Here is a 12,600-nt window from a genome sequence, read left to right on the forward strand (position 1 = left end):
AAATAATTCCTCATGTTGCATTTCAAACCAAAACCGCATTACAAAACCCTTTTGCTTCTGTTGCTGGTTCTGCTCGCAAACGTGCTCTATGCACAGGATAAACTTGCGCAAAAGATACCGGTAGATCCCAATGTAAAGATCGGCAAGCTTAGCAACGGCCTCACCTACTATATACGAAAGAACCTGAAGCCTGAGAAAAAAGTAGAGCTTCGCTTAGTCGTGAATGCAGGGTCTATTCTGGAAGATGACGATCAGCAAGGTCTCGCGCACTTTACTGAGCACATGGCCTTTAACGGTTCCAAAAATTTCAAGAAGAACGATCTCGTATCCTTTCTTCAATCTATTGGTGTAGAATTTGGCGCTGATCTCAACGCTTACACAAGCTTCGATGAAACCGTATATATACTTCCGATCCCTACTGAAAAGAAAGAGAATATAGACAAAGGTTTCCAGATACTTGAAGACTGGGCCAGCACGGTTGCCTTTGAAAATGCCGAGATCGACAAAGAGCGTGGTGTAGTACTGGAAGAATCGCGTCTTGGTAAAGGTGCGCAGGAGCGCATGCAGAAAGTATATTTACCCAAACTGTTGGAAGGTTCTAAATATGCCGAGCGTTTACCAATCGGTAAAGACGATATTCTGAAAGGGTTCAAGTATGATGTTATCAAACGCTTCTACAAAGACTGGTACCGTCCTGATCTGATGGCAGTAGTAGTGGTTGGTGATATAGAAGTTGCTGATGCCGAAAAGTATATCAAAACACATTTTGAGAAAATAAAGAATCCATCGAAGGAACGCACACGCGTTGAGCCTCCGGTACCTGCCAGACAAAAATCGGAAGCCGTTGTAGCTACTGATAAAGAAGCTACCAACCACGTAGTTCAGATATACTATGCCACACAGAAATCTACACCGGAAATTACCGTAGGTGATTACCGCGCCTATATGGTAAGAAACTTATTTACCAGTATGCTGAGCCAGCGCATGCAGGAGCTTACACAATCTGCAAACCCTCCGTTTATTTTTGGTGGCAGCAGTCTGAGTGGTTTTGTGCGTGGCTACGAAGCGTATGCATCGTATGCTGTATTGGGTAAAGGTGGTGTAGAGCCTGCGTTGAACGCCATCATTCTTGAAAATGAACGTGCCCGCAAGTTTGGATTTACAGCCGCTGAACTGGACCGCACCAAAAAGACGATGATGAAGGGTATGGAGCGCGCCTATAATGAGCGTGACAAAACTGAATCAGATAATTTTGTTCAGGAATATATCAATAACTTCCTGGAGAAAGAACCTATACCGGGCATTGAAGTGGAGTACAGCTACTACCAGGATTACCTGAACTCAATTTCACTGGAAGAAGTAAATCAATATGCGGTTAAAACTATACCAGCAACCAGTGCCAACAAACTCATTGTACTCACCGGTCCTGATAAGGCTGCATTTACTATACCTACCAATGCAGAATTACTTGCATTAACCGAAGCTGCCGGCAAGCAGGAAGTAAAAGCGTACGAAGAAAAAGCAGTAGCCACTGCGTTGATGGAGAGCGCTCCGGCTCCCGGCAAAATTACAGCGGAGAAAGAAAATAAAATACTGGGCACAACCGAGCTTACACTCAGCAACCATGTAAAAGTTATTCTGAAACCTACCGATTTCAAGAACGACCAGGTTGTATTTTCAGCTTCACGTTTTGGTGGTCAATATTTATATAGCGCAGATGAACGTAACAATGCTGAATTTGCCTCGGTAGTCGTGTCTCAAATGGGTATCGATCAGTTTTCACCGGTTGATCTTCGTAAAGTACTGGCAGGTAAAACAGCGAGCTTGTCGCCACGCATCGGTGCTATATCGGAAACATTGAATGGACAATCCAGTGCAGCTGATATCGAAACGCTTCTGCAGCTGGCGCATCTATACTTTACCAAGCCACGCAAGGATGACGAACTATTCCAATCATTCATCTCTAAGCAGCAAGCCATGTATCAGAACATGACGGCTGATCCGCAGTATACATTCCAGGATTCTGTATTCCATATACTCTATAGAAATCAACCGTGGGCACCCCGCGTACCAAAGGCAGAAATATTTGCCAGCATCAACGAACAACGCGCACTCGATATATATAAGGAGCGCTTTGGCGATGCAACAGGCTTCACGTTTGTAATTGTTGGTGCATTTGATCTCGCGAAAATCAAACCACTTATAGCAAGCTATATTGGTAGTCTGCCGGCAAGCGGAAAAGCGTCTACCTTTAAAGATGTTGGTCTGCGCCCGGTAAAAGGACCGCTAAAGAAAGAGGTGCGTAAAGGAACTGAGCCAAAAAGTTTTATTCGCATGTTCTGGAACGGACAAGCTCCTTATTCCGATAGCGAACAGCTAAAACTTTCTGCTATGACCGAAGTATTGAACATCAAACTGATCGAGTCGCTGCGCGAAGATTTGAGCGGTGTATATGGCGGTGGCATGTTCGGCAGTCTGAATAAATTCCCCTATAACAATTTCGCGATCGGAGCAAGCTTCCCGTGTGGACCTGAAAATGTAGACAAGCTTATTGCAGCAGCGCATGCCGAGATCGACAAAATAAAAACCAATGGTCCTTCGGAAGCTGATCTGAACAAAGTAAAAGAAACGTGGAAGCAGCAATACGAAGTAAATATCAAGGATAACAGCTTCTGGGCTCGTCAACTCATTCAAAGTGTTGAATACGGAAGCGATGCTACCAACGTATTGAGCTACGAAAAACGGATAGCAGCACTCACTCCGAAAGATGTTAAGGATGCCGCTGTTAAATATCTCGATCCTAAAAATTATATACAGGTTGTTCTGTATCCTGAAAAATAATACAGGTTATATCTAGCTATATAATAAAAGAAGCCGGCAGAAATTCTGCCGGCTTCAATATTTATAGAAGGGTTGTTTCTATTAGAAATAGAACAGCAGGTTGATTGTACCGCTTAGGTTATCAAGGCCAATACCCAAAGAAGTTACTCCACCATCTCTATATTCATCGATCTTTACTTCGCGTGTGTTTACGCTGGCAGCATCCCAGGTCTCAGCAGTGATGGTTGCTCTGCGTTGTGTCTGGAAACCTAACATGTAGCCAAACTCACCACCAATAGAGATCTTCGGTGCGAAAAAGTATTCAACACCGATGAAACCACGTGCACCTACCAGGAAGTTAGAACCTGATTTATCTTCCACTACACGTACAGAAGCTGCAGCTTCGTTTCCACCTAAGATGTTATCACCATAACCATAGTTATCAAAGTCGTTGGTGATAGGAGCGTTGAAGTCTGCAGACATCGGGTTGCCATAGTCATAGCTAACTTTTGTATTGTTGAAACCTAACACCAGCTCAGCACCATATACCCCTTGCAGGCGTGTGCTGCCGCGTCTCTTTTCAATACCAGGTGCAATAACAATTGCCGTAGTATTTACTTTCTGCCAGTCGTCTGTAAATGCAGGATAAGCAGGATCCGGGTTCAATTGGTTTTGAGACACAACAGCTTTGTTTGTATTGCTGCGAATACCAACATTGAAACGAAACCGGTATGCGGTGTTGGCATCTTTGATAAGCTTACCAAACACGGCAATGTTATTTGCAGGGTTTGAAGCAAATTCAAAGTTAGGACCATCGTTAAAGCTATCGTAACCATTCAGGAAGTTACCGAGGTAATCCAGGAAAGGATTGGCTGACACACCAAGTCCCCACTCGCCTGCCACAGGCAAATAAGCTTCACCTTTTTTTGATTTTAATACAGGAGCTTCTGCTGCCGTTGTGGTAGTAATCTCCTGTGCAATTGCTGTTATCGCGAATGCGCTGAACAGCATTGACATGTATATTTTCTTCATGATTTTTCTTATCGGATTAACAGATCGTGAGATTAGTCGTTATAGTATATATCGCGGATATATTCGCCACCTTTTTCAAGATCAGAGCTCGTGCTGAAGCCTTCTCCGTAGAAAGTTTGATTCTTCACACCGTCAGCATAACGTACATCAGCTTTGAAGTCAACCAGGTGAATATAGATTTCCAATTCACGATTACCGATCTCCACTTCGATAGTATAATTACCGTTGCTATCTGTAGTGGTCTCGATGTAACGTACTGATTCGTTGTAGTTATCATAGATAGCAGCAACGATTTTTTTATTAGCCACTTTATCATACGTAGTTCCGGAGTTGTTGTTGGTGAAATCAAAGTCGGCATATACTGTACCGGTTATCACAGCTTTACCCAGTGGCTGAGGGTTTACCGAGTTATCATTGTCACAACTTGTGATTGCGAAAGCAGTCACGACAGAGAGGAGTAGGAAGAGTTTTTTCATAATTTTTGTTTTGTTAAAAAATTTAGTGGCGCGAAGAAAATGGATTTCACCAAAACGAAGGGGTCATAAACAGCGCCTGTTTCAGAATTAAATTCCAGCAGAAATGAAAAGGGAGAAATTTTAAAAGGAAGAAGGCATACCTCAAAAGAATAATCGGACACAACGGTAGGCTATACGCAGAATTAAAACTACGTTAATAAAAAATTAACATATTTTACTGTAAATATATATTTTATATATAGCACAAAACGAGGTACTAACGAGCAAACAACGGATAGGTTACACGCAAATGTTATGTTTTAATACTTTCTAATAAGACTATAAAAAAATGAAGATCCCGTAATTACAAATTTGTCGCATTAAAAGTGTCGCCCTGATTCAGATCGCCTGTCTCAAACCCTTTTCTGAACCAGCGCACCCGCTGCTCGGAAGTTCCGTGTGTAAACGAATCGGGCACTACATATCCCTGCGATTGCATCTGCAGACGATCATCGCCTATCGCAGTTGCTGCCTGTAGAGCTTCTTCCAGATCACCGGGCTCAAGTATATTCTGTAGTTTATTGGCATGATGCGCCCATACACCGGCAAGAAAATCTGCCTGCAACTCAAGTCGCACCGATAGTTGGTTATATTCTTCTTCACTTAAGGTATTGCGTTGTGCGTGTACCTTGTCCGTTATGCCCATCAGGTTTTGTATGTGATGCCCGACTTCGTGCGCTATAACATACGCTTGTGCAAAATCACCGGGAGCTTTAAAGCGGTTTTGCAATTCATCGTAAAAGCTTAAGTCTATATATACCTTTTCGTCCGCAGGACAATAGAACGGACCGGAAGCCGAGCTTGCCATACCACAGGCAGATTCTACCTGGTTGCTGAACAACACCAACGTAGGATCTTTATAGTTCGACATGAGTTTATGCCATACATCTTCCGTATCAGCCAGTACCGTTGATACAAATTGTTTTTGCTCTTCCTGCTGCGGCGATAGCTCAACCGCTTGTTCTGTTGTTGTATAATCACCCGTTGTTACACCAGTTTGTTCCAGCAGCGTCAATGGATTTTTGCCGAGTATCAGGCTTATCACGACAATGATAACAATGCCGCCCAGTCCTAATCCACCTTTTGAAAGCATACCTCCACCGCCCATTCTGCGGCCACGTTGATCGTCAACATTTGAACTTTGTCTTCGTCCTGTCCAGCGCATAGATTTAGATAAATTGATTTAGGGTTGAATGATCCGAATTAAACAACTATGCCATACCGACACATGTCGGTATGCTATACTTGTGCGAATTGATCTTGAATGGAAGTTACTAAAAAATAAGGCAAGTCGTGCCGAAGCGAACCTGTAAAGATTTAAGAGAGGTTCGATCAATTAATGCTTTTCAAAAACAACAGGAAGCGTTTTGATCCAGGCATTGATGGCTGTACGATCTTCTTCGGTAATTTTTGCCTCGTGGTGTATCCACAGGTAAGAATCCAGCGGCATCCATCCTTCATTGACAGCCTCGGACAGTTCTTCCAGTTTGTGATTGGCCCGTTTTTCAGGATATGATTTAAACTCCGAGAAGTTCAGCTCTTCTTTACCTTCATCCACATGGGCTGACATCCACCAGGCCACCGGCTGAATATTATAGTACCACGGATAATGCGTATTGTTACTGTGGCAATCGTAGCACTTACTAATGAGTACCTGGTGAACATTATCCGGTATAGCATATACCTTCGAGATATCATTGGCGGTTATAATCTCGCCGGATATATTTTTGGCCGGTCTGAAAAACTGAATGATTACGAGAACGGCCAATAAACTGAATGCTACTTTTTTGGTGGTGCTCATGGTATGCGTGCGTTATGCATCAAATATACTATATTTTAAAACACCCTGCGAAAGACTTTACGTACGGCATTTTTATACAGCTCAACTGCATAAAAGGTACGTATCGATTCAGACACTAATAACTTCCCCAGTAGCGCCTGGAGAACCATTCGATGCTAACCAGCACGAGCAGTACAAAAAACACCCATTTCAGATTGATCAGGGCTTTATAAGCTTCTTCGGTATGGATCACGCTTTTGGCTTCCGTTTTTGCAAGCTCATTCTGCAGATTACCTATTTGAGAAACGGCATAAAATTTACCGCCCGTATTGGCTGACAGTTTACGCAGCAAATCAAAATCAGCAGTAAGGTTTTGCAATTCTATCTGTCGCTTTACAACGGCAAACTCGCCCCGTACTTCTTCTCGTTTCTGATTTATTGTTGTGCTCGATCTATACCGGTACACACCTTCTTTTAATCCTCCGATTTGATAGCGGTTATTCCCCGGACTTGTAACATATGTGTAACTTGTTTTCTTACCGCTATCGTCCGTTACATCGATGGCAATGGTGTTACCATATACCGGCTCATATATATCATTATATACCTGGCTTTCAAAAACAACAGGTTCGGTATCAGAGAACTCCTGCTGAACAGGATAACTTCTGAATTTACGTTTGTCTTCTGTTGTAGAAAGAAACTGAATAAGTTTACCGAAGAGTTCATCAAAAGCAGCCGTGTTCTCGGTGCGATCAAATTCATTCAATCGCCAGCGCCATATACCTTCTCCCAACAGTACACCTGCCTTCCGGTTATCCTGTACATCTACTGCGAGCAAAGGCTTTTCCGTTGTGAGATTGCCCACACGCTGGTATAGCAACGGTGTAGCGCTCAGGGCTACATTTACTTTACCGAAGTGTACCGACAAAGGAGGATAATCTGCAAGCATTGTATTAATGTCCTGCGACAAACTGAAATTTGAAAATGCCGTATTTACTACCGGTGTAACATCATCGAACTCGCGTGGTATACCTTCAAATTTTACCGGCATACCCTGCTGCGCCAGAAAACGCAGATCTGTCTGCTGACCAACAATGAGCAGAACAGACGTTTTACTTTTGGCAAATTGCTGAAACAACGCACGGGTTACTCCTCGCACATCAGGCGATTGATGAAATATAGCGAGATCTATTTTATCGGGTTGCAAGGCCGTAACAGGTTGTTCGCTCAGATGAGGTATATGCAACAGAAACTCATAGTTTGAATTTCTGTCAACCACTTCACGTAGTGCTTTTATATCGGGGTGTGGCGATGCTGACACCACGAGTATCTTTTTCTTTCCCTCCACTACCTCTACAAAAACAGAAGCTGCATTATTCCTGGTATTGAATTCACCGGGTTTAACCTCCACGGCTATATCAAGCTTTTGTATACCTTGTTCGTTTGCCTGCGGTTGAAAATCATATACCAGCAACTGATCACCAGCCGATGTTTTGGTTTGCTGCTCCAACACTTTACCACGTTGCAACAAGGACACGCGAATCGGCTGATTGCTGATGTTACGCGTTTGCACTTCTACCCGAACCGGAAACTTATTTCCCTGGTAAGCAATTTTGTTATAGGATATATTTCTGATGCCTACATCAGTACGTTGCAGCGAGTCGCCTATACCAATGGTGTATATCGGAAAATTATACGATGCGTACAACGGTGTAACACCTGCATTATATATACCATCTGATGCGAGTACCACTCCGGCTATCTTTCTTCCTTCATACCGATTCACGATTTTACGAAGCGCTCCGTTCAGGTCGGTTGTGCCGGCGGTATACGATATAGCTTCCACCGGCTCGCCTGCCAGATCACTTGCCTCAACCTCATATCCTTTTTCCTCCAGTTGTTGCGCAGTAACAGCAATCTGGCTCTGCATATTTTTTAACGTCACAGAATCCGTTACCTCTTTCACAGAAGCAGAGTTGTCATGCAACACGACAAAGAGCGGTTTTTCAAATATATTGTTGATCTGCCGTACGATGGGTCCCAGCAGTAAAAAGAACAATGCAAACAGCAGTACACCACGCAAAACCAGGAGCGCGCGATTCCACGCTTTGCTCCACGGATGATTTTTTGTTCTGTATAGCAGAAACGCAAGTCCGACCGCCAATAGCAGGCACAGCACCAAGTAGGCCGGTGACGATTCAAATATGATCTGTTGCATCAATTCTCCTTTAACATTATACGTACAGGAAGTTCAAAAATACATATTACCGGAACTTCTTACCGGTATACCTTCTCCGTTTTATCAATATCCATATTTATCCTTCCACAAGGAACGGAGATATTTCCTCAACTCCTCTTCACGCGCGTTATTGCCCGGCTCATAAAATTTAGAGCCTTTAATTTTATCCGGCAGAAACTCCATGTTAACAAAGTTGCCTTCATAGCTGTGTGCATATTGATATCCTTTGCCGTAGTCGAGGTTCTTCATCAATTTAGTGGGTGCATTTCGTATTGCCAACGGCACCGGTAAATCTCCGGTTTCATGTACCGCCCGAAGTGCACTTTCAATGGCCATATAGCTTGCATTGCTTTTCGGAGAGCTCGCCATGTATACTACGCATTGCGCCAGTATAATTCTCGCTTCGGGGTAACCGATCATGGTTACGGCCTGAAACGTATTGGTAGCCATAATGAGCGCGGTAGGATTGGCATTGCCTATATCTTCCGAAGCTAGTATAACCATTCTGCGGGCTATGAATTTTACATCTTCACCACCTTCAATCATACGGGCCAGGTAATATAGGGCTGCATTCGGATCGCTGCCGCGGATTGATTTTATAAAAGCTGATATAATATCGTAGTGTTGTTCTCCGCTTTTATCGTAGATCGCTATATGCTTGTTGGCGAGTTCCATCACCAGCTTATCGGTTATCACAACATCACCGGGCACCGCTTCGCAGATCAGCTCAACGAGATTCAATAACTTTCGGCCATCACCTCCACTAATGTTAAGCAGCGCCTGATGCTCCTGGATCTCTACATGCCGGTTCTTCAATTCTTCATCACGCGTAAGCGCCTGTCTCACCAGCTCGAGCAGTTGTTCTTCGCCCAACGCTTTTAACGTATATACCTGGCTGCGCGAGAGCAACGCAGAGTTTACTTCAAAGGATGGATTCTCGGTAGTAGCCCCGATCAATGTAATGGTTCCTTTTTCAACTGCACCAAGCAGTGCATCCTGTTGACTTTTATTGAACCGATGAATTTCATCGATGAATAATATAGATCGTGGTGAGTGTCGCGCCTTCTCAATAACCTCGCGCACATCTTTTACACCGGCACTTACGGCACTCAATGTATAGAACGGCTTCTTTACTTCGTTGGCAATTATATTGGCAATGGTAGTCTTACCTACACCAGGCGGCCCCCACAAAATCATAGAGGGAACGTTACCGGATTGTATAGCTTTCCGGATTATACCATTAGGACCGGTGAGATGTTCCTGCCCTACCAGTTCATCCAACTTCACCGGACGCATACGTTCTGCCAAAGGCTGATGTGAATTCAACAACACCGTATTATCTCTTAAACTTTGAAATTACAAAAACCACGCATAGCAGGAAGTATTCCTGCCAGTTCAATATATTTTTTAACGACCGAAAGTACAAGCCGGTTTGTGCGAGCGGCACGTTGCGAGTCGCGCTAGTTACGAACTGTGAGCTTCGAGCTGCGAAAAGGTGCTGGCTACAGGAAAAGTATCGGTATATCAACGATTCTTACTCCTGGATTCTATGAACTAGATAACCAGAAGCTGGCCAGCCAGAAGCCAGTACTGCCTCAACGTTGATTACTACAACCTTTATAGAAACAGTATATCTGAACAGAAACGAAAGCCTGTATTGTCTACTCCTGTCCTTTTGCTTTCATTTTTCTGAATTCGCGGAAACGTCTTACCATGGCTACACCAAAGCCTACCATAACCACTACAGTTCCAAGCCAGAGCACGTTGATGTAAGGCTTCTCCATGGCTTTTATTACCACCCAATCTTTTTGACGTGTGTTGATGCCGATAGAAAATTGATTTGTTTCCGGGTGAATATTTAATAACGTAAATTTCAATCCCAGGTCTTTTATTTCATCCGGAATGCGGCCTACAACTTTATCTTTTATCAGGAATATAGGTTCTGCTATATAGTCACCACGCTCTCCCTGCACACGGATTCTTGCCTTCACCGCCACATCCTGGTTTCCCAATGGTATACCTTCAACTTCGAGTACACGTTCTACGGATTCCAGCACGGCTACATAATCGTTGGCAAAAAACTCCTGCGATTGTTTCGCCATCAGTTCTTCGAGTTTACTCCAATCCTGTTCTTCGGTAGGATTCATTACGGATGAAACGTGTGTATAAAGATCTGCGCCAACGGTACGATATATATCCGGTGATGCCAGCAGTCCGCCCATATCCGGATTGATCTGCGCACGAGGATATAGTTTATACTTTTTATCACCTTTACGAAGTTCTATTTCGAAGAATGTGTTCTCGCCACGCACTTCGATCGTGTCATTCGCTTTATAGGTTTTATCATCGATCGTGATCTCACGTTTGGCAACAACTTTGTCTTTGTCGGCTGTAGTGGTAACATCACTCTTGCGGATATAGCCTGCCTGATAGCGTGGTTCCAGCCGCTCGCCCAGGTATTCGATATCATAACCCCACATGGTACGGGGCTCGTGAATAAACAGCAGTAAATTGTCACGATTAAAATCTTCGCTGAATTCTTTCGAGATCAGCATGCCTGTATTATTCAACGATACAACTTTTGAATAGCCGGCAGAGAACATAACACCGATCAACATCAATCCTACACCTATGTGTGCTATGGCACCACCTGATAAACCGGGACTTGATTTAATAACAGAGAACAAAATTTTTCCATTGGCAACAATGGTAAATATACCTGCCAGTGTCAGCAAGATATAGGATGGTGTATAAACCCTGGAGGTTGTTATGATGAGTGCAAACAGAACAAGTGCAATCAACGAAGGCGTAGTCAGTTCTTTCTTTAACTTTTCCTTATCAACTTTTTTCCACCAGAAGAATTGACCAATGGCAGAAAGTAATCCCAGAGCTATAGCAAACCAGATCTGGAATTTAGAATAATACGCAATTGGATCTGCCGGGGGTGCAAGACGTGAATCTATACCGATCAACCCCATAACTTTGTTTACAACAGGAATGGAGGTTCCGGCAATCACCTGAAAACCCATGAGACACAACGTTGTGACGCCTATAAATATCCAGAACTCGCGAGAGTATACCGATGCTTCTTCTTTTGTAGAAGGAATTTCTTTCCAACGAGCTATACTTAACGCAACCGATGCGATCAAAAAGAAAAACATATACACCAGGAGTTGCCCGGAGAGACCAAGATCAGTAAAGGAGTGAACAGACGCATCGCCCAACACACCGCTTCGTGTTAAGAACGTAGCGTATAAAATGAAAATAAATGTAGCAATAGCAAGAATGATGGATGCTTTCAAGGCTGTCTCACTATTCTTGTAAGTGATCATGGTATGAATAGCGGCTACTAAAATCAACCACGGAACAAATATTCCATTTTCAACAGGGTCCCAGTTCCAATAGCCTCCGAAGTTTAATGTTTCGTATGCCCAGTAACCGCCCATTAAAATTCCCAAGCCAAGAATAGCACCACCCATCAATGCCCATGGCAATGCAGGTCGTACCCAGTCTCTATATTTCTTCAACCATAAACCTGCCATGCAAAAGGCAAAAGGCACCAATGTTAAAGCAAAGCCCAGGAATAAAGTTGGCGGATGTATTACCATCCAATAATTCTGCAGTAAAGGATTAAGACCATTACCGTCTTTTGGTATAAAGTCAGGCTGCGTCTTGAAGATTGGCGCATCGTGCATGACTTCGCGCAACAGTATAAATGGAGAGCTTCCTATTTTCAGATCTATACCGGGAATAACAACTCCTAAAATCATGGAAGCGAGAAATGCCTGCACAAGTGCAAACATGGTCATGACCGGTGCTTCCCAGAATTTATTGGTATGAATCAATACGATGCCGATCAATGCCTGCCAGAACATCCAAAGTAAAAAACTTCCTTCCTGTCCGTTCCAGAAAGTAGAAATCAGGTAATGTACCGGGAGCTTTCTATCGGTATAGCTATACGCATAATGATATTCAAAGTAATGCCTGGCAATAATGGCATAGAGCGCAATGCATATACCCAACACAGCAAATGCATGAACATAGAAACTTACCTTTCCATTGAGCAGCCAGAAATCTTTCTTCTCAAGTTCACTTGCCGTGGTCGCTTTAAAGTATGCGAATGCCGTAACTAACGATGCTACAAATGAGGTAATAACAAAAAGGTGACCGAGGTCACCAATGAAGTAATGAATCATAGTGAAGTATAAATTACG

8 protein-coding genes are annotated in these 12,600 nt (G+C 43.4%); 1 reads left to right on the plus strand and 7 read right to left on the minus strand.

Annotated features, from left to right (window positions below):
• Positions 1–12 precede the first annotated feature (12 nt).
• Positions 13–2,841 carry a M16 family metallopeptidase gene (locus ACFQ21_RS15120; protein ID WP_377580106.1) on the plus strand — a complete coding sequence of 943 codons (2,829 nt, stop codon included), beginning with the start codon at positions 13–15 and terminating at the stop codon, positions 2,839–2,841.
• An 81-nt stretch (positions 2,842–2,922) separates the two neighbouring features.
• Here the strand turns inward: ACFQ21_RS15120 and ACFQ21_RS15125 are convergent, their stop codons facing one another.
• The 7 genes from ACFQ21_RS15125 to ccsA form a co-directional block, all read right to left on the minus strand.
• Complete coding sequence (locus ACFQ21_RS15125) at positions 2,923–3,852, minus strand: hypothetical protein (RefSeq protein ID WP_377580107.1); 930 nt, start codon at positions 3,850–3,852, stop codon at positions 2,923–2,925.
• A gap of 32 nt (positions 3,853–3,884) precedes the next feature.
• The gene (locus ACFQ21_RS15130) at positions 3,885–4,328 is read right to left on the minus strand and encodes a hypothetical protein (RefSeq protein ID WP_377580108.1); all 444 of its coding nucleotides are present in this window, start codon (positions 4,326–4,328) and stop codon (positions 3,885–3,887) included.
• Between the two features lie 343 nt (positions 4,329–4,671).
• Positions 4,672–5,532: a KPN_02809 family neutral zinc metallopeptidase gene (ypfJ, locus tag ACFQ21_RS15135; protein ID WP_377580109.1), complete on the minus strand. Its 861-nt coding sequence runs from the start codon at positions 5,530–5,532 to the stop codon at positions 4,672–4,674.
• A gap of 171 nt (positions 5,533–5,703) precedes the next feature.
• The gene (locus ACFQ21_RS15140) at positions 5,704–6,168 is read right to left on the minus strand and encodes a heme-binding domain-containing protein (protein WP_377580110.1); all 465 of its coding nucleotides are present in this window, start codon (positions 6,166–6,168) and stop codon (positions 5,704–5,706) included.
• A 115-nt stretch (positions 6,169–6,283) separates the two neighbouring features.
• Positions 6,284–8,365 carry a VWA domain-containing protein gene (locus ACFQ21_RS15145; protein WP_377580111.1) on the minus strand — a complete coding sequence of 694 codons (2,082 nt, stop codon included), beginning with the start codon at positions 8,363–8,365 and terminating at the stop codon, positions 6,284–6,286.
• Positions 8,366–8,449: 84 nt separating this feature from the next.
• Complete coding sequence (locus tag ACFQ21_RS15150; protein ID WP_377580143.1) at positions 8,450–9,682, minus strand: replication-associated recombination protein A; 1,233 nt, start codon at positions 9,680–9,682, stop codon at positions 8,450–8,452.
• A gap of 365 nt (positions 9,683–10,047) precedes the next feature.
• The gene (gene ccsA, locus ACFQ21_RS15155; RefSeq protein ID WP_377580112.1) at positions 10,048–12,582 is read right to left on the minus strand and encodes a cytochrome c biogenesis protein CcsA; all 2,535 of its coding nucleotides are present in this window, start codon (positions 12,580–12,582) and stop codon (positions 10,048–10,050) included.
• Positions 12,583–12,600 lie beyond the last annotated feature (18 nt).

Source organism: Ohtaekwangia kribbensis (assembly GCF_042676245.1).
In the GTDB taxonomy this organism is placed as follows: domain Bacteria; phylum Bacteroidota; class Bacteroidia; order Cytophagales; family Cyclobacteriaceae; genus Ohtaekwangia; species Ohtaekwangia kribbensis.

Coding starts and splice junctions, on each gene's coding strand:
- ACFQ21_RS15140 (WP_377580110.1), bottom strand. CDS start 6,168: ATGAGCACCACCAAAAAAGTAGCATTCAGTTTATTGGCCGTTCTCGTA.
- ACFQ21_RS15125 (WP_377580107.1), bottom strand. CDS start 3,852: ATGAAGAAAATATACATGTCAATGCTGTTCAGCGCATTCGCGATAACA.
- ACFQ21_RS15150 (WP_377580143.1), bottom strand. CDS start 9,682: ATGCGTCCGGTGAAGTTGGATGAACTGGTAGGGCAGGAACATCTCACC.
- ACFQ21_RS15145 (WP_377580111.1), bottom strand. CDS start 8,365: ATGCAACAGATCATATTTGAATCGTCACCGGCCTACTTGGTGCTGTGC.
- ccsA (WP_377580112.1), bottom strand. CDS start 12,582: ATGATTCATTACTTCATTGGTGACCTCGGTCACCTTTTTGTTATTACC.
- ACFQ21_RS15120 (WP_377580106.1), top strand. CDS start 13: ATGTTGCATTTCAAACCAAAACCGCATTACAAAACCCTTTTGCTTCTG.
- ACFQ21_RS15130 (WP_377580108.1), bottom strand. CDS start 4,328: ATGAAAAAACTCTTCCTACTCCTCTCTGTCGTGACTGCTTTCGCAATC.
- ypfJ (WP_377580109.1), bottom strand. CDS start 5,532: ATGCGCTGGACAGGACGAAGACAAAGTTCAAATGTTGACGATCAACGT.